Below are 21,961 nucleotides of genomic sequence, written 5' to 3'. Positions count from 1 at the left end.
CGACCACCCTGAGACGACAACCATGAACGCTGCGACCGACGAACCGACCGGAGTCCCGACCGAAGACCACGAGCGCCCGCCGGCCGACCGCGCCCTGCCCCGCACCACTGCCCGCTGCACGGTCGAGTGCACGTCGGGCGAGCGCAACACCGACGAGTGGACCGGCGTCCCCCTCGCCGAACTCGCAACTGCGGCGGACTTCCCCGGCGAGACGACCCACCTCCGGGTCGAAGCAGCGGACTTCGCAGCCGACGTGCCGATCCGGCCGGCGCTCGACGGAGTGCTGGCCTTCGAGCGCCGGAGGGGCCGCGACGACGGGGAGTCGGGACTTCCCAGGCTCGTGGCCGACGGCGTCGATGGCGAGCGATTCGTCAAGCGCGTGGAGTCGATTACGGCGGTGTCGCTCGATCCGGACGAGGAACCGCGAGTCGGAGCGTCACCGGAATAGCGGGCCGCCGATTACGGACGCGGAACCGCTTTCTCGCCGCGCTCCGCCAGGATTCGGTCGACGATGTCGCTCGTCGAGTAGCGTTCGTCCTCACCCGATTCGGCTACCGCGGCGCGCCGGACCTCGCAGTCGACGCCCCACGCCGCGAGCATCGACGCGACCTCGTCCTCGTCGTGGTGCTGGTCGCCACCGAGGACCAGTAGGTCCGGGTCGATCCGACGGATGGGCGCGGAGATGCCCTTCGAGTGGCCGGGATGGGCCGCGGTCACAGGGTCGAGAGCCGCGACCACCTGCACTCGCTGGGCGTCGGGGACCACCGGGTCCTTGTGCGAGACCCGGTCGCCGTTGGCCACGACCACGTGGGGCTCGTCGCCCATCGCGGCGGCCTCCGGCAGGTAGTGGACGTGGCCGGGGTGGAGCAGGTCGAACGTCCCGCGGGCGACGACGCGGGTCATCGCGGCGGGGTGGCCTCCCGCCCGCGCTCGCTCGACGTCCGGTCGGCGAGCAGGACGGCCGCCCGCTCGCGGTCCTCCGGCGTGTCCACGTCGAACAGGTTCCGGGCGACGTCGCCGACCGCGTCGTCGGCCGACACGCGACGGACGGCGAGGCGGTCGAACAGTGCCGAGAGCCGACCGTCGCCGGCGTCGAGCAGCGCGTCGCAGGCCTCGAGCGCCGGTGCGGTCCGATAGACCGCCGGAACCGGGTGCGGACGGTCCTTAGTCACGACTGCGACCGCCTCGGCCGCCGAGTCGGCGGTCAGTCGGTCGGCGAGGTCCGAGAGGAGGCGGGGGTCGAGGAACGGAGTGTCGCAGGCTGACAGCGCACAGGTCTCGGCTTCGACGGCCCGGAGCGCGGTCCGGAAGCCGAACAGGGGGCCGCGATCGGGCACGGGGTCCGGGGCGAATCGGACCGGGACGTCGACTCCGGTCTCCGAATCCGCGGACAGGTCGAGCGCGTCGGCGAACGCCGCGCGCTGGTCGGCCCGGCAGTTGACCACCACGCTGTCGGTCGCTGCACCGAGTCGAGCGACCACCCGCGCGAGGAGCGGCCGGCCGGCGAGGCGGGCGAGCGCTTTGTCGCGGTCGCCGAACCGACGGGAGTAGCCGCCCGCGAGGACGACGCCGGCGACGTCGCCGGACCCCGGCTCGCTTCCCGGCCCTCCGCTGCCGGTCGCCTCGTCGTCCCCCGTCGTCCCACGCGCGGGCCTTCGCCGTCGGTTCGTCTCGATCACGGCCGGCGATTTGGGTCCGTAATCGGTAGTAGTTGGGCCGAACAGATTCGGGGCGACCGATTTGCGGGCGGTGCGACGTTGAGAGGTAGCCCGACGGGGGGAATTCTACGTAAAACAATGCGAGCATCTCGACCGCGACACAAGAGAGAGCCGCGACGAGCGGGTGGTAACGGACCGACGACCGACCGCACCGAGAACGCAATGGGTGACCGAGATGCGGGCTATCTACGCCAGCCGGTCGAAGGATGAACTGCGTCCGCGGCTTACAGCGTGAGCCGGAGTAGCGTGCCGGCGCGTGATCAGTCCGAGTCCACGGCGAGGTGGACCTCGTGGTGGAACCGGACCGCGCCGAGCCGGCGGTCAATCAGCTGTCCGACGCCCGCTTGGAACGGATTCCCGAAGTGGGCCATGCCTCGAACCTCGAGAACCCCGGAGCTGTGAACGCGATCATCCGTGAGTTCCTCGACGAAGTCTTCTGAGCCGGAGAGGATGCTTCCCATTTACCGGGAGGAAAGAAGATGGTGCAATTCCTACGCGCGATCTTCAGGGGGAGTATTGAGAGGTGACGATCTTATTGGAGTAGGCGGTGGTCTCGTAGCGAATCTGCTGGACTCCTTGCAAGGCGTCATCGGCATACCACTCCTTCGCTGCTTGAACGGATGGGAATTCCAAGACGACCGTCAGGTCATGACCCCATTCGCCGTCAAGCACGGTCGGCTCAGACGAGATAACGAGCGCCTCTCCGTCATGTGCGGCAGTTGTCTCTGCGGCAACGGGGAAATATTCGTTCATATACCGGTCCCTGTCTGTTATCCCGTCGACAGCAATCACGTATCCCTTCCGGGATTGGGCAGGTTCGCTGGTGGTCGTTTCGTCAGTCTGCGTCTCGTTCTCACGGTCGCTAGCTGTTGCGGCCGGTATCATCCCGAATGCGCCCGCTAAGACCGCCCCTGATTTCAACAGCCTTCGGCGCAAGATGGCGTCTGGATTCGATTCGTTGGTCATTGTCACAGTCTCACACTCTCTCCACTGATTTTGTAGTTCCTGTGCGCGTACGCGGTCCGCGTGGTGGTCTTTGGAGTCGATGTCGTCAGTCTTCCGTTGATCTCCGTTGGTAGGCATTCTCATCCTCTCCGGTCGTCCGTTCAGGTCCCTGCTCTGGGTCGTTCGCCGGCACCGAGTTCGTTCAATCGGCCGGTGATTGACACTCCATGGCTCGGGGCCAGTATCCCATTCCCCGGCCCGGTCGTGAACCACGATAACATATAACAATGAGTCGGTTGATATTCTTACTCGATTCGAATCTGCCCACCCCATGCAACAATTCCCGGCCCTTGGGACCAGCAACTGGGTTGCTGGCCAGCATGAACACACCGACACGAAACAGGGGTGGTGCGAGCAACGACTGTCGAGAAGTCCTCTGAGGTGGCCGAGGCTATGACACCAGACACACTGAAATCCACGCTGGACGCGATGCAAGTGTTCGTGAACTCGCCACATAGCGTGCGGGTATTCGAGGCACTCACCGACGGGGCGACAACGAGTCGCAGTCTCGTCGAGCAGACCGGGGCTTCCCGGTCGACCGTCGCGCGGATTCTCGACGAGGGTGAATCGCGCGGGTGGATCGACTCCGAAGGGAGTCAGTATAAACTCACACATCTGGGGGAAGTCATGATCGAGGAGTTTCACGCGTATCGGCAGACCATCGAAGGTGTGCAGCGCCTCGGAGACGCCATCTATTGGCTGCCGCCGCCAGTTCAGTCGCTCGATTTCTGTCATTTCAGAGACGTCAACATTATCACTGCAGTTCCTACTAATCCAGCCAAGCCATTTGATTACGTAGCAGAGCTACTGTTGGCTGCAACCAAGAAGCGTTCACTCGCGACAACGGCCGTCCCTCGCTTCGCGGAACTCGCATACACCCAGTCGGAAGCAGGGGAGTTGGACTCCGAACTCGTAATTGAAGCCAGTTGGTTCGATGCGCTCGATGAGAATCCTGACCAAGTGCCACTCTGGCGGGCCCGAGCGGAGCGGGACGGCGTCTGGGTATACGAAGGGGAGGTACCGGTCAACTTGGAACTGTACGATGACACGGTGGTGATCTGGTTGGGCGAAGAGCAGAAGATGGAGGATGAACTGGTGGTTCACGGCGTGTTAGTCACTGAGGCTCCCGACGTTGTGTCGTGGGCCGCGTCCCTCTACGAGGACTACAGGACCGATGCTGTGCCGCTAGACCCGGCGATGTTGCCCGACATGTGACCAAGTGATTCGTACGGGCTACTGTGTTCCGCAACGGACATCTGATGAACGCGCGCCCTTTATTCAGCACGCTATTCCTGACAGCGTTGGGAAGGCCGAAGGGGCCGGTGCAAGATACAGAGGCTGTATTTAGCAGTCGTGTTTGCGGACATCGCAAGCGACCAATAGCGGCGACATGGTGACGAATCGCGACCGAAAACCAGGCATCTTGCAGCGCACCGCCTACCTGATTCCAGTTGTGGTTCGGGTCCCACGGGAACTATGCTACAAGGGGACGAATTGTGCCTACGGAGGTTACTGGACTGTCCCGGGGGATGGGAACCCCTCAAAGTCGGTCAGGCAGACGTAGATGCCGCCGTCGCTGACTGGTTGGATCACGTACGACGTCGGGTACTCGTCGCCAGTGAAGTACGCCGTCGGTATCTGCATATTGACATCCAGTAGCGTGTCTAATTGGTCGACGAAGTCAGTAGTGAGCATCGGCTCGAACAGAATAAGTCGCCCCTCACCGTCTCCGTCCGGGTCATATCCGCCATAGAGGTGGGTGTGGGTGAACTCTCCGTCCTCTTGATACTCCGTGAAGCCTGGATCAGTGATGGGCTCACCTCGCTTCGACTCGACGAGCGGAGCGTCGGGCTCCCCGTCATCGTCGGTATCGACCAGTGGCGGCCGGATGTGGTCCTCGGGCATCTGGGCCTCCGGAATCGAATATCGGGCTGGCCCCCGTTCAATCGTCTCGACAATCGACTCATCGAGCATGAAGAAATGGAAATCGAAGTGAGGTACGTCGTACACCCCCTTCGGAATATGCCCCTCCGGCAGGTACTCGAAGCGCACGAACCTGAACTGATGATGGTCGAGCGCGTTGCCAGCCGCTGTCTGTGCGGGGAAGGCAAGCGGTGCTTTCACCTCCTCGTCGTCGAACGCGTCCATAGCGGCGCCATCGACGTGAACACCGAGCGATTCCACAGTCGCCTTCGGAGTGGTGGTTGCATACGCCGTCACCGTCCCGTCCCCGACAGCAATCGACTCCCCTTCGTGGAACGCAGTGGTCGTCGCCGCCGATGTCGCGCTACCCGTCCCGGTTACGAGGACGCCACCCGCAACGAGCGCCCCTATCCTCAGGAACGACCGGCGGTCAATACGCTCCGTTCGATTTGGTAGTGTCATTGGTCTACTCCCCGACCCGCTTGGGCCGTGGTAACAGATAATGCCGGGGCAGTCCGTAGCCTTACTTGATCGGCATCTTCCGACCCCCTGGGAATATCCTCGCCCTCTGCACAAGGTATTAGAGACTATACGGACTACCAGTGTTATATGCCAACGTCTACCACAGAATCGGCGTTGGATGCGATTCAAGTGTTCGCGAATTCGTCCCATAGTGTACGGGTGTTCGAGGCACTTGCGGACGGACCGACGACGAGCCGTGCTCTTGCAGAGCAGACGGGGGCCTCCCGGTCAACAGTCGCGCGCATTCTCGCCGACGGGGAAACGCGCGGGTGGGTCGATTCCGAAGGGAGCCAGTATGAACTCACCGACTTGGGCGAAACCATGATCGACGAGTTCTCCGACTATTTAGAGACCATCAAGGGAGTTCACCACCTCGAGGAGATGATCCAGTGGCTTCCATCGCCGGCTCGCGAACTCGATTTCCGGCATTTCCGTAGTGCTGACATCATAACGCCGACCGGTACCAACCCGGTCAAGCCATTTGATTATCTGGAGGAGTGGGTCCGTACTGGGAGTAAAAAACGTTCACTTGCGATCGGCGCCGTCACTAGATTTGTGCAGTTAATCCATGATCAGTGTGTCGCGGGAAAATTGGAGTCCGAATCCGTGATTCAAGCTGACTGGTTCGATACGCTCGCCGCGGAGCCAAAACAAATACCACTATGGCGGACACGAGCGGAGAGAGGTGACGTCTTAATCTATGACGGAGAGGTTCCAATCAGTTTCCATGTCATCGATGAAGCGGTCGGAATCTGGGCCAGTGAGGAAGCCAGGGATGTAGTTCGGGGATTGGTGGTAGTCGAGAACCCTGCCGTTGTGTCATGGGCCGAGTCACTCTACGCTGACTACCGTGCCGAGGCTGTACTGCTGGATCCGGCGATGCTACCCGAAGCGTAATTAATTGGTTGTTCGGCCTAAAGCAGATATAATGGTCGCACTGCTGACTACGCGCCCCCTATCCAGCAGGACGCTTCTGACAGCCACTAAGTAGATTGAGACGATGCGTGCGAGATACTGAGCGTGTATATGAGCGGCGTTGTCGTCACTCGAGGAAGTCGGCCAGCGGAGTACACCACCCGGTAGTCGGCGACGCGGCGCGGTCGAGAAGTCGTTCCCGCACTCGTACCACCGGGCGTCTCGCCGATCGGACTACCCCGCGACGTCGACGACCTCGTAGCTACTGTTCTGCTCGCGAAGCCTGTCGGTGTGCGTCGAGAGTTTGTCTTACGGTGGAGGAAGGTCCAGCTCGGTCGCCCTTCCCCTGCCTCGCAGCCGCACCAAACGATTAAAGTTAGCTTGCACTAACTACAACCCGGATGTACAGTTCGGAGCGTGAACCCGTGGCGAGGTGGTCCGACCCCGTGGTGAAACCGTGAAGGGCGTCGTCGTCGGCGGAACGCGGTCGGGCGTGGGCAAGACAGTCGCCACGCTCGCCGTCGTCCGGGCCCTGGAGGCGACGGGCCGCTCGGTCCAGCCGGCGAAGGCCGGCCCCGACTTCATCGACCCCAGCCACCACGCGACCGTCGCCGGACGCCCCTCGCGCACTCTCGACGTCTGGCTCGAAGGCGAAGGCGGACTCCGGCGGAACTACCACCGGGGCGAGGGAGACGTCTGCGTCGTCGAGGGCGTCATGGGGCTGTACGACGGCGACCGGTCCAGCACGGCGATGGTCGCCGAGGCGCTCGACCTCCCGGTGGTCCTGGTCGTCGACGCCAGCGCCGGGATGGAGAGCGTGGCCGCGACCGCGCTGGGCTTCCGGGAGTACGCCGCCGACGCGGGTCGCGACGTCGACGTCGCGGGCGTCATCGCCCAGCGGGCCCACGGCGGCCGGCACGAGGCGGGTATCGCCGACGCCCTCCCCGAGGACCTGACCTACTTCGGCCGGATTCCGCCGACTCCCGACCTCGAGATCCCCGATCGCCACCTCGGTCTCCACATGGGCGCGGAGGCTCCGCTCGACCGGGAGACCCTCGACGAGGCCGCCGAGCACGTCGACGCCGAGCGACTGCTGGCGGTCGCCAGGGAGCCGCCGCGACCCGAGTCGGGCGACGACCGGCGGTCGACTCGCGACGGGAGCGACCGACGAACGACTCGCGACGCGCGCGTCGCCGTGGCGCGCGACGACGCGTTCCGGTTCGTCTATCCGGCGACGCTCGACCGGCTCCGCTCGCGCGCCGAGGTCGTGACGTTCGCGCCGACGGACGGCGACGACGTTCCCGTCGCGGACGGCGTCTACCTCCCCGGCGGCTATCCTGAACTGCACGCCGCCGCCCTCGCCGACGGGCCGGCGCTCGCGTCGCTGCGCCGCCGCGCCGAGGACGGCGTCCCGATGCTGGCCGAGTGCGGCGGGCTGATGGCGCTGAGCGAGTCGCTGACGACCGCCGACGGGGAGACCTACGAGATGGCGGGGGTGCTCCCCGCTGAGGTCCGGATGCACGACCGGTACCAGGCGCTGGACCACGTCGAACTCCGCGCCCGCGAACCGACGCTCACCGCCGGCGCGAACGACGCCGTCCGGGGCCACGAGTTCCACTACTCCAGCGCCGACGTCGGCGCCGACGCCCGGTTCGCGTTCGACGTCGAACGGGGGTCGGGCGTCGACGGCGACCGCGACGGGCTCACCGAGTACCGAACGCTGGGCACCTACGCCCACGTCCACGCCGAGAGCGGCGCGTTCGACCGATTCGTCGATAATCTCTGACCATGTCACGAGACACGCAACCTACTGACGACCGCGACGAACTGCACGCACAGACGCCGGGAAGAGGCACGTCACCCGAGGCGGAGCCCATCGAACCGTCGGCGCCCGAGGAGTTCGGCCTCGTGCAGGTCTGGTGGGGCGACGGCAAGGGCAAGACCACCGCCGCGATGGGGATGGGGTTCCGGGCCGCGGGCCACGGCTTCCGGGTCCACGTGCTCCAGTTCATGAAGGGCGGCGCGTCGAGCGTCGAGGCCGTCCGCGGCGAGTACAACGCCATCGAGCGGTTCCCTGGCTTCAGCTACGAGAACACCGGCCACTACGGCTGGCACGGCTTCCTCGACGGCTCGGACGACGACGAGCACGCCGCGAAGGCCCAGGGCGGACTCGCCCGGGCCGAGGAGCTGCTGGCGGCGGCCGGGGACGCCGACCTCGCCGCGCCCCGACCGCCCGACGCGCCGGCCGACGAGGGTGTACACATGCTGATCCTCGACGAGATACTCTACGCGGTGAACCGCGACCTGCTCGCCCCCGAGACTGTGGTCGACCTCGTCGAGTCGAAGCCCGACGACCTCGAACTCGTTCTCACCGGCGGGCACGAGCGGCCGACGTACCTCCTCGACCACGCCGACCTGGTCACGAACGTCCGCAAGGAGCGCCACCCCATCGAGGACGGGCAGCGCGCCCGCAAGGGCACCGAGTACTGACCGGAGCAGGTCGTTCCGGCGCCTCGCCCCGTCGATCGGAGAGTACCGCAGAGAACTTCAGGCGGGAGGCGACGGCGGCTCGGCCGTCCCGCACCGACGGAGGACCGCCCGAGTGGTGTCGACGTTCTCCTCGTCGGTCCCGTAGACGACCGCGTCGGCGTGCGGGTCGATCTGTCGGGTCACGTCGACGAGCCGGTCGGCACCGGCTTCGGACGCCGAGAGCTGGACGGTGAGCCGCGCGTCGAGTCCTCCGAGTTCGCGAGCGAAGCCGCGGGCCAGCGACTCGACCCAGTACGTCGTCTCGTACCCGATACCGCAGAGCGGAACGAGGAAGCCGTCGACGAGGGGTGCGAGCGACTCCGGATCCAGCCCGGCGCGCTCGCGGAGGTTCCCGGGGTAGGGGTCCGGATACAGCGTGACGAGCAGGTCGCCCGCGACCCGGTCCGATGCGTCCCGGACGAACTCCGTGACCGTCTCGGTCCGCCACGCGACCCTGTCGTCGCGGTCGATCGCCGCGAACTGGCGGTCGCACCGACTGCACCGGCAGAACCCGGCGCCTGGGAACCCGACGGTGGTGAGCCTGACGTCGCCCGCAGCGCCGACCGTCTCGACCCGGTCGAGGAGTCCGGCGCGGTAGTCGGAGTCGGTCGGACAGACGGTGCCCCAGTGGTGACCCTCGGCGTCGGGCGTCGCGCGAGTCCCGTCGCCCGCGACGGCGGCCCGCTCCGGGTCGTCCGCGACGACCTGCGTGTCCCCCCAGCAGGCCACGGAGTTGATCGCGCCGTCGAGCGGGTCGCCGCGTCGACCGCTCACGTCCTCGGCGACGAAGTGGGCGAAGTCGCCGACGTCCTCCCTGACCAGCGCGGGACTGCTCGTGAGGATTCCGTACATGGCGATGGCTACGGGAGAGAACGGTAAATGCTCTTCCGGAATCGACTCCGGCACCGCTGGTCGTCGGTCGCTTCCGCGGGACGAGTCGCGAGCACTCGCACGGGCGTCCGCCAGCGGTGGCGTTCGTCCAGACTGATCGCCGCGCCCGCTGCGTACAACTACGAGGTGAACCGGATCAGCGCGCCGCCGCAGTCGGGGCACTTCGGCGGCAGATCGTCGCCCGTCTCGACGGTGTAGTCGCAGTCGTTGCACGCGCAGCGGTCGGTCCGGCGGTCCGCCGGGCCGACCCCGGACTCGGGGTTCACGGTCGGGTGGGCGAGACCGATCGGCGGCGAGTCGCTCGCTGCCATACCAGAAGGAAGGACGCGGACCCGTAAAAACGTTCCATAGGGAATAGACCATACTCGGAGGGCGGCGTATTCGATGTAGTAATACCGCGAGGGCGCGTCGAACCAACCCGACCGATTCGCTCGCGCCTCAGACGAACCGACCCCTCGGCCGCGAGGCGGTCAAATTGGCAGACGACCGACGAATCACCGAACCGATTCCCCCGAATGCGGGCCAAACGTGTGACCCCCGGCTGCATAGACGGGGTTTCAATAAAGTAACGCTCGACCACTTCCGGGCGTTCGCCCGTACCTTTATACATCTACACACACGACTGTGTATTGAGATGGCGACCAAAACAATCTCTCTCGACGAGGAGGCCTACGAACGCCTCAAGGCCCATAAACGGGAAGGAGAGTCGTTCTCGGAGGTCGTCAAGCGGATCGCGGGTGAACGCTCGTGGAAGGAGGTCGCCGGCATTCTCTCCGACGAGGAAGCCCAGGAGCTCGAGGGCAAAATCGAGGAGGGACGGGACCGGTCCCGCGACCGGCGCGACCGCCTCGATTCGGACTTGCGGAGCGACGGATGATCGAGGACACGTCGTTCGTTATCGACATCTTGCACGATGACCCTGACGCGCTCGCGTATCTCGACCGCATCGAGAAGGAGAACCGCCCCGAAAAGGTCGCCTCGATCACCGTCCTCGAACTCTACGAAGCCGTTCCGCAGTTAGACGTCCCCGAGAAACGCCAGCGGAAGATACTCGACGTGCTAGACACCCGCCACGTCGTTCCCGCCGACGATACGGTGATGCAGAAAGCGGGGAAGATTTCGGGCGGGCTCCGCTCCCGGGGCGAAGAGATCGACCGCGAGGACTGTCTCATCGGTGCGACCGCGTTACTCACCGACGAGCCGGTCGTCACTCGCAACAGCGACCACTTCGAGCGGATCGACGGTCTCGACGTCGAAACGTATTGAGCGACCTCGTCGACGCGACTGGCCGAAACAAAAACGGCGTCGATGCGCCGTTTTTCTCGTCGCCTCGTCGTGGTCCGGGACCGGACCGTCGAGATGTCGGGTTCAGTAGTCAGCGCCACGCCCGGAACGCGGTATAGAGGACCCACGCGTTGAACAGAGTGGCGCCGACGAACTCCGGGACGGCGATTCCGGTCAGCGTCTCCCCGAGCGACGCGACCGCCAGCACCCAGAGACCGAGGTGGATGACGGCGCTGGCTATCGTCGCCGCGCCGCGATTGCCGGCGCCCGCCAACAGATCGCCGACACCGTAGACAACGGGCGTCGCCACGAACGCGACGTAGGCGGTAACGGCCGAGAGGGCGTGTGCTTGCGGCTGGTCGGCGGGGAAGACGCCGACGCCGGCGACGGCGACCATCGCGACCGCGAACGGGACGAGCGCGAGTCGATGCGCGCGGTGCCGTGCGGTCGCGCACAGCGCGGGGAGGAACCCGAGGCCGACGATCCCCGATAGTATCAACCCGTAGTTGAACAGCCACCGCTCGGGACCGGCCGAGATACCGAGGTCCGAGAGATCGTTGCTGGCCCACGAGAACCACGGCGCAGTCGAGACGCCGCCGAGGATGCCGAGAAACGAGACGAGTACGGCCGCGACGCCGAGTACCGCAGAGAACCGGGTCCGATTCATACGCGACCGTGCGACGCTGCCGAATTAAATAGCTGGATTCTCGTCGGGGGCAGTCGGGCGACCGTCGGTGGACAGTCGAAGTCGCAGTCCCGACGTGCTCGACACATCACACTCCCATCACCGTTCGCTATCGGTCCTCATGCGCCCCGTCGACGTAGGAGCGGGCGCTACCCGACGTCCATCGCGCGGTCCACGACCTCGCGGCCGTACCGCTCCTCGAGGTCGTCGCGCTGGTCCGGCCGCGCCTCGTACACCTCCTGGAACAGGGTAATCGGCGTCTTCGCCGCCTGGTAGGTGGCCTCGTCCCACATCCGGTCGCGCGTGACCTCGAACTCGGTGCCGCCGAGGACGAGTCGCGCGGTCCGCGACATCGAGATGGCGCCCTTCCCCGACTCCTTGGCCTCCTCGAACTCGGTCATCGACTCGACGTAGTCGTCCATCGCCATGACGTACTGGAGCCGGTCCCGGAGCTCGTCGTGGAGTTCGTCCTCGTCGAGTTCGCGTTCCTCGCGTCCGATCCGGAGCCGGTATCGCCCGTCTCCGAGTTTTTCGAGTTCCACGTCGTCGCCGTCGTAGGCGTGGGCGTCGTCGCCGGTCCGCTCTAACTCGACGGTGTCGTCCCCGAGGTCGAGCAGGTAGCTGCCCTCCTGGGGCGGTAGGGGCTCCGTGTTCGCCTCGACGACCTGGCCGGGCGTCAGCGACCAGATGCCCGTCATCCCCTTCGCCCGGTTGTCGGTCATCCGCCGGCGGTACCCCTCGACGTCCCGGATGTCGTCGTACGGGCCGTCGACCGCGATCAGGTCGTTCGCGCTCGCCGCCCGGGAGGTGTTGTGCCGCAGCTCCGGCCACGGCGGCAGGTCGCCCGCCGGGGTCTGAGCGCGCATGTCCTTGGTGTAGTCGACCTCGCCGTCGACCAGCATGAAGAGTCGCTCTAAGTTGTTCGAGCGCTTGCCGATCTCCCGGTCGATGCGGGACATCGCGAGCTCGGCCTCGCCGCTCTCGACGATGGGCGACATCGCCAGGCTACCCTCCTCGAGGCCGTTCTCGGCCTCGACGATGGTGATGAACTCGTCGGCTTTCTTCCAGTCGTCGATGGCGCCCACCTCCGGAACCACGAACCCGTCGATGTGCTCTATCGCCCCCGCGTCGGGGTCGGCCAACTGCATCATGTGCTCGAAGCCCCGTCGCCGCGTCTCGGGGTCGTCGCGGTGCCAGACCACGCGCGGGTGGATCTCGCCGGGGAAGTCCGCGCCGTGCTCGGCGACCACGTCCAAGATGTTCTCGACGCCCTCGTCGCGCATGCTCGGCGCCGTCGCGTCCTCGTTGTCGGGCACCCAGACGTCGGGCGCTTGCATCCCCTCGAGCTGGGAGGCCTTACGCAGCATCTCGGCGGTGTCGTCGCCCTCGACGGCGGTCGGTGACGTGAAGAACGTCCGCACGAACGTGCGGTCGTGATGCTCTGTCGCCATGTGCGACTCTACTGTCGACCTTCTCAGTGTTAAGAGTTCACACGAACGTGGTTGTCTCGCACGCCTGAGGCCCAATCGGATAAATAATGAGGTTGCCAAATACCGCACCGAGCGTGCAATGAATGCATCCCAATAGAGGTGGAAATTCAGAAAGCCGGTTTTGGTACTCGTATCGTTTGAAAAACATGGTAATTAACACTTATGGAGAGGAAACGCCATGTTAAATACCCGATACCGAAGGAGTATGACGATTTGCCCGGCGAATATCTATTTGCTATAAAATAAGTCCTCTTATTGGGATGGACCACTTGTCTGCCATCCCGGAGCTAAGCCTCTCTGAAATCGAACTTCTGTGAGATACTTACCGAGGTCAAAACCCATAATTGGAAATTCTACTCGATGAGTGCTGGCCGATGTAGAATATTCCCCCGACGCCCACGGTCTGGTTGAGCCAGTTTGAGGAACGAGCAGGTCGTGGAGTATCGTGTCCGAACTGCTCGTAGATTTGCTTAACAAGATCTTGGAGACGGACTTAGAAGAAACCTGAGAGGATGAGCGGACGGCGACGCCCGTCAGGGCGTTCGGCGTCCGTCTCCACGAAACAGGCTATTCGTTTCGGGAGACTACATCGGTTTTGTCGGTCTTAAGTGTATAATGTTCTCGTGGAGCGGTTTGACACTGGGTACATCGGTTGGCTGTCAGTGGGTGCGACCCGCCATCGGCGTCGCCGACATGGGTCGCGGTTGACGGGACCGCGTTCCGGACTAACGGTGAGTGGTCTTGGGTATACGCTGCAATAGTTACCGAGCCAAAACTGCTGCTTGATGTCGCATTTTTTGGGCGGCGCGATACCGACCCAGCAGCTGTGTTTCTGCATCAACTCACCAAGAAACAAAATTTCTCGGACGCAGTGTATCTCGTCGATAGCTACTGTTATCTGACTACCCTCTCTCGAATCGGATTGAACGGATACTTGACTACGCTGACCGAAGCCACATTGAAAAATGGTTTCATGCCCTCAAGATGCGGATCGACCGCTTCCACAATTCATGGGTGGACGTCAGGCGAGTGCCCGCAAATATCTTGCGTATTTTGCACATTACTACAAACGACAGAGGGTGTATCAAGTACTCGACGGAACGACGCCAGCGGAGGAGGTACTAAATTAGACTGTGAGCCCCGACGAACCAACAACATTCTGCTGGTGTGTCGAGCTTCTCAGCCCAGTTTGATAATTAATGATTTTATTAATCGCAAAATACCCTTCGACATCAAATCCGGCGGCCTGAAACCACTCACACCATTCCGATTCAGTGTATGACCTGTGATGAGTCGGATCACGCAATCGTCCGACCGAGTTCAAAAAACTCATCGAGCTGTTCGTCTTCGGGTGCAATATTGCCCTCGAACGCGAATACTCCACCTGATTCAGTTACTCGGGCTACTTCGTTTACAAATGTCTCTGGAGGGAGTGATGAGCAGCGATACGACACATTACAGCGTCGAACATATCATCCGGAAACGGTAACTGCTCAGCGTCAGCAACAGCTCCTATAATGCTTGGAAACTTCGCTTTTACTGTCGCGACCATGGTTGGTGCGGCATCAGTCGCTACCACCGAAAGGACACCGGACTTGTAGACGGCACCCACAGTATGACCTGCGCCGGTCGCTATATCAAGGGCTTGCTCAGCGTTTGCACACTACTCAGCAAGCGTCTCCAAGTCATCACCACTCTGATGGATATGACTTTCCACATACGCCGAGGCGTACATATTGAACGAGTCTGCCGCCTCCCGCTTCTGTTCTGAATCCTTAGCCAAGATGTGAGTAAATGGACGAAGTAAGCAAATAAATTTCCCTCTGTCTTATCCGACTGAACTGGCGGTCGGGAGCAAGAACCCATCGGTCAGATAGACAAGGTCGTCACCATGAGCTGGGACTCACTTTGTTGTGAGCAGCAAATCCTGTTGAATCGCGTAGGATACCGTTACCGGAGATTCGACTTGGCATTCCCCACTTCGACATGGAAGGTTCCAGTTACCCGTATCGATGCACATAGGTACCGTCGACTGCGGGAACGCTGAAGGCGTACTGTTCGAGACAACGTTGTGCTGCGACCGAGCGGACAAACACATTTAACGAGAGCCCCCAAATCGAAAGGTATCATGGGACGGACCCTCACGGAGAAGATACTCGCAGATCATCTCGTCGACGGGGAACTCGAGACTGGCGAGGAGATTGGCATCGAGATCGACCAAGTCCTTGCACACGACCTGACGGGGACGATGGTCTGGCTGCAGTTCGAGGCCCTCGACCTGGACAAGGTTCAGGTCGAAATCGCCGGTCAACACTGCGACCACCAGACCTATCAGCCGGACTTCAAGATCTCCGACGACCATCGGTTCCTCCGAAGCGCGGCAGGCACGTTCGGGGCGTACTTCGCCCGTCCGGGAACCGGAATCCTCCACCAGGTTCACAAGGAGAACTTCGTCACGCCCGGCAAGACCCTGCTCGGTGCGGACTCGCACACGCCGACGGCGGGCGGACTCGGTCAGCTCGGCATCGGCACCGGGGGCCTGGACATCGCCACGACGATGGGCGGGGCACCCTACTACATCGAGATGCCGGAGATCGTCAACGTCAGACTGGAGGGTGAACTTCCCGAGTGGGCGACCGCGAAGGACGTCATCCTCGAGCTGCTCCGTCGACTCTCCGTGAAGGGCGGCGTCGGTAAGGTGTTCGAGTACACCGGACCCGGCATCGAGAGCCTCTCGGCGCACGAACGAACGGTGATCTCGAACATGGGGACGGAGCTCGGAGCGACGACTTCCATTTTTCCGTCCGACGAGCGCACGGAGGAGTACTTCCGCCGATTGAATCGCGAGGACGACTTCCGGCCACTCGCCCCCGGCGACGACGCCGACTACGACGACGAACTCGCGATCGACCTCTCGGCTATCGAGCCACTGGTCGCCGAGCCGTCGATGCCCGACAACGTCGTGCCCGTCGGCGAAGTCGCGGGCACCGAGGTCGACCAGGTCATCGTCGGCTCCTGCACCAACGGCGCCTACGAGGACATCCTCCCGGTCGCAAAGATACTCGAGGGCCGCGAAACCGACCAGTCGACCGAGATGATCGTCGCACCCGGCAGCAAGCAGGCCTCCGAGATGCTCGCGAAGGAGGGCTGGGTCGCCGAGATGATGGCGGCCGGCGTCAACTTCTCCGAGGCGACCTGCGGCGCCTGCATCGGCGCCGGTCACGTTCCAGCGAGCGATTCGGTGTCGCTCCGGACGTTCAACCGCAACTTCGAGGGCCGTTCGGGGATGGAGGACGACGCGGTGTTCCTCTGCTCGCCGGAGGTCGCGGCCGCGTCGGCTATCGCGGGCGAGATCGTCGACCCGAGGGACTTCGCCGACGAGCTCGGTCTGGCGGCACCCGGCCGCGAGATGCCCGAACTGTACAACGGTACGCCCGACTCCGACATCATCCTCCCCGAGGAGTCGGTCGACGACGAGCTCGTCAAGGGCCCGAACATCGGCGACGTCCCGCTCAAAGATGAGTTAGGGTCCGACCTCGACGGACCGGCCCTGCTGAAGATGGGCGACAACATCACCACCGACCACGTGATCCCGGCGACCAAGGAGGTGTCGATGTACCGCTCGAACGTCCCCAAACTCTCGGAGTTCACCCTCTCACGGGTCGACGGAAGCTTCGCCGAGCGCGCGGAGGCGGCCGACGGCGGCTTCCTCGTCGCCGGCGAGAACTACGGGCAGGGCTCCTCGCGCGAACACGCTGCCCTTTGTCCGATGTACTTGGGCGTCCACGGCGTCCTCGCGAAGAGCCTCGCCCGGATCCACAAGGCCAACCTCATCAACTTCGGGTTGTTGCCGCTGACTATCGACGACGAGACCTACGACAGCATCAGGCAGGGTGATGATATCGAACTGGTCGACGACGTCGTAAGTGCGGTGCTAAACGGACGGACGGAGTTCACCGTGCGGGTGAACGACGAGTGGGACGCTCCAGCCACCCTACGGGTGAACGACCGGGAACGCGAACTGCTCGCTGCCGGTGGGAAGCTTCCTCACACTAGGGCGCAGCTCTCGGCGGACTAGTCGAACGACGTACTTCTTTCGGCGACAGGCCCGCAATGTACTGCTCCGCCGGCGCCGATTTTCAGCGACGACGATCGGCGGTCTGTCGGCTCCGTAGGCGCGAGGCACTCGCGTTCGTCACTCGATACGTCTGGAGGTCTCCTCGTAGCGGTTCGCGAGTTCTACGTAATGCTCGGCGGTCGTCGCCGAACGAGGCTCGTCGAGTTCGGCCTTCGATGCTGCGGGTATGCCGGTCACGAGCGTTTCGGTCGGTACTTCGGTACCCTCGGTCACGACGGCTCCGGCCCCGACGATCGCGTCTTCGCCGATACGTGCATCGTCGAGGACTACCGCATTCATCCCCACGAGCGCGCCCTCTGCGACCGTTGCGGCGTGGACGATACCGCTGTGGCCGACTGTGGTCTCCGGTTCGAGAACGGCGTCCTCGTGTAACACGGCGTTATCTTGGACGTTGGCACCGGCTCCCACGACGATTCTATCGCTATCACCTCGAAGGGTCGCGTTCGGCCAGACACTCGCCTCCGCCTCGATGACGACATCACCGATGACGACTGCCGCCTCGTCCACGTACGCCGAGTCCGCGATTTGGGGTGTTGTACCATCGAACGACCGTATCATGTTCGGTACTTTACGACGGACTATAAGGAAGTTGTCCCTCAGGGGCGCCGGGAGTCAATGTTGACCGTACGGGAACGTATAACACGATCGATTACGTTACATCACTGGATGGTACTTCGACTCGGAATCCTGCCGGGAGACGGAATCGGGCCGGAAATCGTCTCGGCAGCACGACGAGCGGTAGAAGCGAGTCAGGCCGATGCGGAATTCGTCGAGTTACCCGTCGGCTGGGAGGGCTACGAGAGGCACGGATCGACGGTTCCGGAGACGACGCTCGAAGCGCTAGAGGAGTGCGACGGGTGGTTTCTCGGGCCGATTCTCGCCGGCGAGTACCCCGAGGACGACCCCGCGAACCAGAACCCCAGCAGCACGCTCCGCTCCGAGTTCGACCTGTACGCGAACGTCCGTCCGATTCGCGCGTACGAGAGCCTCGGTCCCGAGGGGATGGAAGTCACCGTATTCCGACAGAACACCGAAGGGTTCCTCGCCGACCGGAACATGCACATCGGCGACGGCCGGTTCATGCCGACCGAAGACACCGCACTGTCGGTCCGCGTCGTCACGCGGAAGGAGTCCCGACGGATTGCCGAAGCGGCGTTCGCCCACGCCGACGCTCACGACAAGGACGTAACAGCCGTCCACAAGGGGAACGTTCTCAAACACGGCGAGGCACTGTTCCTCGAGGAGTGCCGGGCGGTCGCCGACGATTACCCCGACGTTACGTTAGAGACGTCCCTCGTCGACGCGTTCGCCATGGAACTGGTTCGCAACCCAACCGACCACGACGTCGTGGTGACGACCAATCTGTTCGGTGATATCCTGTCCGACGAAGCCGCCGGGGTTGTCGGAAGCCTCGGCGTAGCGCCGGGTCTCAACTACGGTGCCGAACACGCGATGGCGCAGGCCAGTCACGGTGCGGCGCCGGACATCGCGGGCGAAGGTATCGCAAACCCCGCGGCGATGATCCTCTCCGCCGCCATGTTGCTCGAGTGGATAGAATCCAACGGGGATGCTGCTGTCGGGGACGCACCGGCGACAATCGAGACGGCGGTTAACGATGCTCTCGACTCGGGCGTCCGAACGCCCGATATCGGCGGTGACGAGACGACCGAAACGTTCACCGACGCGGTCGTCGATCGCATTACGCCGTGATTCGTCTCCGCGACGGAGCTCCGATGCTGAACGTTAGTCGACCACGATTTGCGCCGGTCCGAGCGCTCCGTACTCTTCCTTGTTCAGCGTCATCTCGACCGCTCTCTCGAACGAACTGAGACCGTCGAGTTCGTGAGTGATGTGATCGTCTATCGTGACTAGCCCATCGTCAACCAACTCGGGCGCGACCTCGCCTGGCGAGGCGTTCGGACCGAGCTGCGGATTTCCGCGCAGCGGGTGGCGCCACGTCAGACATTTGTCCCGGAGGTCCCGTGCGGTCGCCGAGACATCACCCGCGATGTGGCCCACCTGGACGAGAGTTCCCCCGGTCCGAAGAGCGCGAAACGCCTGTGTGATCGGCCCGTCTCCGTCGGTCAGCCGGTCCTGCGAGCCGCCGACAGCTTCGAATGCCACGTCCGCACCGATTCCGTCCGTCGCCGCCACTATCCGTTCGACAGGGTCCTCCTCGCGAGCGTCGATCGATTCGACCCCGTACGATTCGGCGAGCGTGAGCTTCTCGTCGACGATATCGACGCCGAACACCGTACTGGCCCCCTGTCTGAGCGCAAGTTGTGCGCACTGAGCGCCGATCACACCCATTCCCACGGCGACGACTACATCGCCGGTCTCGATTTCGGCGTCGTGAACCGAGAGCACCGACGTGGAGAACGGCTGCATCGCCGCTCCCTCGGCATCTGAAATCCCGTCGGAGAGCGTTTCGAGCGGGTGCGCGGGCACCGTAACGTACTCCGCCAGCGCTCCGGGACGCTCGTACCCGATGTTGTCCTTGTCGTGGCACAGGTGAGTGTACCCGGCCTCGCAGGACGCACACTCGAGACAGGGAATCTTTCCGGGGGCGTAGACGCGGTCACCGGTATCGAACTCGGTCACCTCCTCGCCCGTCTCTACCACCTGCCCACAGAACTCGTGTCCGAACAACTTCGCCCCGTCGGGGCCGAGCCGAGACGTAATGGCCTCGTAGTGGGTGATCTCCTCGCCCCTGTAGAGACTGCACTCCGTGACGCTCAACTGGACCTGGTGGACTTCGACCAGTACCTCCGTCGGGTCCGGGTCGGGTCGAGGAATCTCTTCGACTGCGGACTCTCCGAAGTCGTAACAGACAACTGCTTTCATTGCTGAATCACACCGAACATCGCGAACTAGTCGTTTCGGCGGTCCCGTAGGGGTTCCGGTCACTCATCGTCGAAGATCAAGTTCGTCGGCGCGTTCGAGCGTCCGCCGAGCGTGCCGATAGTGGGCGTTGTCGACCATGACGCCATCGAGGTTCACCGCCCCTGCATCTTCCTCCCGGCCCCCGTCGAGGGCTTCGATGACCGCTTCGGCGTACTCGATGTCGTCTCGGCTCGGCGTGAACACCTCGTTGGCGATCTGAATCTGATCGGGGTGGATCGCCCACTTTCCGACGTATCCCGCCCGTTCGACCGCTCTGCACTCCTGACGATACCCCTCGGCGTCGCTGAAGTCGGCGTACGCCCCGTCGACCGGGACGATCCCGTTCGAACGGGCCGCGTTCAGGAGTCGGTGGCGCGCGTAGTGCCAGAGATCGCTCGTCTCCTCGGCGTCGGACTTCGCCGAGGGGTGGTCCACCCCGATGGACGCCGAGTAATCGCCGGACCCGAAGTCCATGGTCTCGATTCGGTCGCTGGCGGCCGCGATTTCGTCGATGTTCTGCAGCGCCTCTGTCTCCTCGACAAGTATCTTGAGACCGACGGGATTCGCTATCGACATCTGGGCCTCGATCTGTGAGAGGAGCGTCTCGACGACGTACACGTCCTCCGCACGCTCGACCTTCGGAACCGTGACGGTGTCCATCTCGTCACCGACTGCTTCGACGACGGTCACGAGATCGCGGTACGCGTAGGGGAGCGTGAGGTCGTTCATCCGGAACGTGAGGAGTTTGTCCCCCCAGTCGAACTCGTCCACGGCGGTGACGACGTTTTCGCGGGCCCGCGCTTTCATATCGGGAGCGACTGCGTCTTCGAGGTCGAACAACACCTCGTCTGCACTCGATGCTGCGGCCTTGCGGAGCATTTCCATATCGCTCGCTGGCGTCGACAGTAGCGACCTGCGAATCTCCATGTGTTAGATACTCCCTATCGTGGCTTATACTTTGGCTCGAAAGAACGCTGGTCGCGTGCACCGTACTGCCGTTCCGACTTCGCTCCCCTCGGCGAGGTTCGACGTGAGTCCGCTTCAGTCGCCGGAGTTGATGACGCCTCGCTCCTCGAGGTCGGCGATGGTACTACTGGTGTGTGAAGTGCGATCGAGTAGTATCTCTTCGGTACTGTCGCCCAGCGGCGGGCCGGGATGGTCGACGCGGCCCGGCGTCGCCGAGAGCTTCGGAAACACACCGCTGAGGGCAATCTCGCCGAGTTCCTCGTCTTCGATCTCGATGATGGCGTCGCGGGCGTTGAAGTGAGGGTCCTCGAAGATGTCCTCGATATTGTAGACGGGCGCGATTGCGGCTTCGACCTCGCGGAACTCCTCGAGCGCCTCCTCGCGGGTGTGTTCGGAGAACCAGTCCTGCATGATCGCATCCAGTTCTTCGACGTGTTCCACTCGGTCCCTCATCGTCTGGAAGCGGGGGTCGTTGACGAGGTCCTCGCCGCCGACCAGCCGGAGGACGCGCTCGGCGATGTTCTCGGCGCTGGTCGAGATCGCCACCCACCGGTCGTCTTTCGTCTTGTACGTGTTCCGCGGGGCGGTGAACGGGATTCGATTGCCCATCCGCTCGCGCACGATGCCGAGTTCGCTGTACTCGACGACCTGTGAGTGCATGAGGGCGCCGAAGATGGGCTCGAGCACGCTGGAGTCGATGTACTGGCCCGTACCGTCGTTGACGTCGCGCCAGTACAAGGCGAACATCGTCGCGAACGTCGAATGCATCGCCGAGATCGCGTCCGCCAGCCCGAACGGCGGCAGCGTCGGCGGCCCGTCCGCCTGCCCAGTGGTGTGGGCGAAGCCGCTCATGGCTTCGGCGAGGGTGCCGAAGCCGGGGAAATTCTTGTAGGGGCCGGTCTGGCCGAAGCCGGTGGTCCGGACCATCACCAGTTCCGGGTTGATCTCCGAGAGGGTCTCCCAACCGAGGTTCCACTCCTCGAGTCGGCCCGGCCGGAAGTTCTCGATGAAC

General features: G+C 63.6%; 23 protein-coding genes and 1 pseudogene. 10 read left to right on the top strand and 14 right to left on the bottom strand.

Features of this window, described 5'->3' with window-relative positions; translation table 11 throughout:
* The first annotated feature begins 22 nt into the window (after nucleotides 1-22).
* Complete coding sequence (locus tag DVR07_RS20625; RefSeq protein WP_115799215.1) at nucleotides 23-448, top strand: molybdopterin-dependent oxidoreductase; 426 nt, start codon at nucleotides 23-25, stop codon at nucleotides 446-448.
* Nucleotides 449-459: 11 nt separating this feature from the next.
* Here DVR07_RS20625 and DVR07_RS20620 read toward each other — a convergent pair whose 3' ends face one another.
* The 4 genes from DVR07_RS20620 to DVR07_RS20610 form a co-directional block, all read right to left on the bottom strand.
* Entirely contained in the window at nucleotides 460-903 is a 444-nt protein-coding gene (locus DVR07_RS20620; RefSeq protein WP_115799214.1) for an adenylyltransferase/cytidyltransferase family protein, read from the bottom strand.
* On the bottom strand, nucleotides 900-1,679 hold the full coding sequence (gene mobA, locus DVR07_RS20615) for a molybdenum cofactor guanylyltransferase (protein ID WP_205254585.1): 780 nt from the start codon (nucleotides 1,677-1,679) through the stop codon (nucleotides 900-902). Before mobA ends, DVR07_RS20620 begins: the two co-directional genes overlap by 4 nt.
* Before the next feature lie 299 nt (nucleotides 1,680-1,978).
* Nucleotides 1,979-2,179 (bottom strand): hypothetical protein, encoded by a 201-nt coding sequence (locus DVR07_RS21900; protein WP_162829660.1) that lies wholly within the window; start codon nucleotides 2,177-2,179, stop codon nucleotides 1,979-1,981.
* Between the two features lie 43 nt (nucleotides 2,180-2,222).
* Nucleotides 2,223-2,807 carry a DUF1330 domain-containing protein gene (locus DVR07_RS20610; RefSeq protein WP_240147650.1) on the bottom strand — a complete coding sequence of 195 codons (585 nt, stop codon included), beginning with the start codon at nucleotides 2,805-2,807 and terminating at the stop codon, nucleotides 2,223-2,225.
* A gap of 309 nt (nucleotides 2,808-3,116) precedes the next feature.
* On the opposite strand from DVR07_RS20610, the gene DVR07_RS20605 reads away from it, so the two are divergent.
* Entirely contained in the window at nucleotides 3,117-3,938 is an 822-nt protein-coding gene (locus DVR07_RS20605; protein ID WP_115799313.1) for a helix-turn-helix transcriptional regulator, read from the top strand.
* A gap of 294 nt (nucleotides 3,939-4,232) precedes the next feature.
* Here DVR07_RS20605 and DVR07_RS20600 read toward each other — a convergent pair whose 3' ends face one another.
* A complete protein-coding gene (locus DVR07_RS20600) occupies nucleotides 4,233-5,108 on the bottom strand; it encodes a hypothetical protein (RefSeq protein ID WP_115799212.1) in 876 nt (291 codons plus the stop codon).
* 147 nt (nucleotides 5,109-5,255) lie between these two features.
* On the opposite strand from DVR07_RS20600, the gene DVR07_RS20595 reads away from it, so the two are divergent.
* The 3 genes from DVR07_RS20595 to DVR07_RS20585 all read left to right on the top strand — a co-directional run bounded on the left by DVR07_RS20595 (nucleotide 5,256) and on the right by DVR07_RS20585 (nucleotide 8,573).
* Nucleotides 5,256-6,065 carry a helix-turn-helix transcriptional regulator gene (locus DVR07_RS20595; protein WP_115799211.1) on the top strand — a complete coding sequence of 270 codons (810 nt, stop codon included), beginning with the start codon at nucleotides 5,256-5,258 and terminating at the stop codon, nucleotides 6,063-6,065.
* A 475-nt stretch (nucleotides 6,066-6,540) separates the two neighbouring features.
* Nucleotides 6,541-7,869 carry a cobyrinic acid a,c-diamide synthase gene (locus DVR07_RS20590; RefSeq protein ID WP_115799210.1) on the top strand — a complete coding sequence of 443 codons (1,329 nt, stop codon included), beginning with the start codon at nucleotides 6,541-6,543 and terminating at the stop codon, nucleotides 7,867-7,869.
* A gap of 2 nt (nucleotides 7,870-7,871) precedes the next feature.
* A complete protein-coding gene (locus tag DVR07_RS20585) occupies nucleotides 7,872-8,573 on the top strand; it encodes a cob(I)yrinic acid a,c-diamide adenosyltransferase (protein WP_115799209.1) in 702 nt (233 codons plus the stop codon).
* Between the two features lie 57 nt (nucleotides 8,574-8,630).
* Here the strand turns inward: DVR07_RS20585 and DVR07_RS20580 are convergent, their stop codons facing one another.
* Nucleotides 8,631-9,464 (bottom strand): hypothetical protein, encoded by an 834-nt coding sequence (locus tag DVR07_RS20580; RefSeq protein WP_115799208.1) that lies wholly within the window; start codon nucleotides 9,462-9,464, stop codon nucleotides 8,631-8,633.
* Nucleotides 9,465-9,622: 158 nt separating this feature from the next.
* The gene (locus DVR07_RS20575) at nucleotides 9,623-9,814 is read right to left on the bottom strand and encodes a hypothetical protein (protein WP_115799207.1); all 192 of its coding nucleotides are present in this window, start codon (nucleotides 9,812-9,814) and stop codon (nucleotides 9,623-9,625) included.
* Nucleotides 9,815-10,137: 323 nt separating this feature from the next.
* On the opposite strand from DVR07_RS20575, the gene DVR07_RS20570 reads away from it, so the two are divergent.
* Together DVR07_RS20570 and DVR07_RS20565 are read left to right on the top strand one after the other, a co-directional pair.
* Nucleotides 10,138-10,380, top strand: a complete 243-nt coding sequence (locus tag DVR07_RS20570; protein WP_115799206.1) for an antitoxin VapB family protein — start codon at nucleotides 10,138-10,140, stop codon at nucleotides 10,378-10,380.
* Nucleotides 10,377-10,769, top strand: a complete 393-nt coding sequence (locus DVR07_RS20565; protein WP_115799205.1) for a PIN domain-containing protein — start codon at nucleotides 10,377-10,379, stop codon at nucleotides 10,767-10,769. Before DVR07_RS20570 ends, DVR07_RS20565 begins: the two co-directional genes overlap by 4 nt.
* Before the next feature lie 109 nt (nucleotides 10,770-10,878).
* On the opposite strand, the gene DVR07_RS20560 is transcribed toward DVR07_RS20565, so the two are convergent.
* Together DVR07_RS20560 and aceB are read right to left on the bottom strand one after the other, a co-directional pair.
* Nucleotides 10,879-11,454, bottom strand: coding sequence for a DUF998 domain-containing protein (locus DVR07_RS20560; RefSeq protein ID WP_115799204.1), 576 nt, complete (start codon nucleotides 11,452-11,454; stop codon nucleotides 10,879-10,881).
* A gap of 167 nt (nucleotides 11,455-11,621) precedes the next feature.
* Nucleotides 11,622-12,923 (bottom strand): malate synthase AceB, encoded by a 1,302-nt coding sequence (gene aceB / locus DVR07_RS20555; protein ID WP_115799203.1) that lies wholly within the window; start codon nucleotides 12,921-12,923, stop codon nucleotides 11,622-11,624.
* 493 nt (nucleotides 12,924-13,416) lie between these two features.
* Between aceB and DVR07_RS20550 the strand changes: the two are divergent.
* Nucleotides 13,417-14,092 (top strand): annotated as a pseudogene (locus DVR07_RS20550) (IS6 family transposase).
* 281 nt (nucleotides 14,093-14,373) lie between these two features.
* Here the strand turns inward: DVR07_RS20550 and DVR07_RS22670 are convergent.
* Entirely contained in the window at nucleotides 14,374-14,598 is a 225-nt protein-coding gene (locus DVR07_RS22670) for a class I SAM-dependent methyltransferase (RefSeq protein ID WP_115799202.1), read from the bottom strand.
* 492 nt (nucleotides 14,599-15,090) lie between these two features.
* Here DVR07_RS22670 and DVR07_RS20540 point away from each other — a divergent pair, with 492 nt between their 5' ends.
* Entirely contained in the window at nucleotides 15,091-17,040 is a 1,950-nt protein-coding gene (locus tag DVR07_RS20540) for an aconitate hydratase (protein ID WP_115799201.1), read from the top strand.
* A 117-nt stretch (nucleotides 17,041-17,157) separates the two neighbouring features.
* On the opposite strand, the gene DVR07_RS20535 is transcribed toward DVR07_RS20540, so the two are convergent.
* Entirely contained in the window at nucleotides 17,158-17,658 is a 501-nt protein-coding gene (locus tag DVR07_RS20535; RefSeq protein ID WP_115799200.1) for a gamma carbonic anhydrase family protein, read from the bottom strand.
* A 108-nt stretch (nucleotides 17,659-17,766) separates the two neighbouring features.
* Here DVR07_RS20535 and DVR07_RS20530 point away from each other — a divergent pair, with 108 nt between their 5' ends.
* The gene (locus tag DVR07_RS20530) at nucleotides 17,767-18,810 is read left to right on the top strand and encodes an isocitrate/isopropylmalate dehydrogenase family protein (protein WP_115799199.1); all 1,044 of its coding nucleotides are present in this window, start codon (nucleotides 17,767-17,769) and stop codon (nucleotides 18,808-18,810) included.
* Between the two features lie 33 nt (nucleotides 18,811-18,843).
* On the opposite strand, the gene DVR07_RS20525 is transcribed toward DVR07_RS20530, so the two are convergent.
* From DVR07_RS20525 to DVR07_RS20515, 3 genes are all read right to left on the bottom strand, one after another.
* Entirely contained in the window at nucleotides 18,844-19,944 is a 1,101-nt protein-coding gene (locus tag DVR07_RS20525) for a zinc-dependent alcohol dehydrogenase (protein WP_115799198.1), read from the bottom strand.
* A 63-nt stretch (nucleotides 19,945-20,007) separates the two neighbouring features.
* Nucleotides 20,008-20,910: an HpcH/HpaI aldolase/citrate lyase family protein gene (locus DVR07_RS20520; RefSeq protein WP_115799197.1), complete on the bottom strand. Its 903-nt coding sequence runs from the start codon at nucleotides 20,908-20,910 to the stop codon at nucleotides 20,008-20,010.
* 114 nt (nucleotides 20,911-21,024) lie between these two features.
* Nucleotides 21,025-21,961: CaiB/BaiF CoA transferase family protein (locus DVR07_RS20515; RefSeq protein ID WP_162829658.1), on the bottom strand; the 937-nt coding region annotated here is incomplete at its 5' end.

It is taken from the genome of Halorussus rarus (assembly GCF_003369835.1).
In the GTDB taxonomy this organism is placed as follows: Archaea; Halobacteriota; Halobacteria; order Halobacteriales; family Haladaptataceae; genus Halorussus; species Halorussus rarus.
This window is presented reverse-complemented; position numbering and strand designations above follow the sequence as displayed.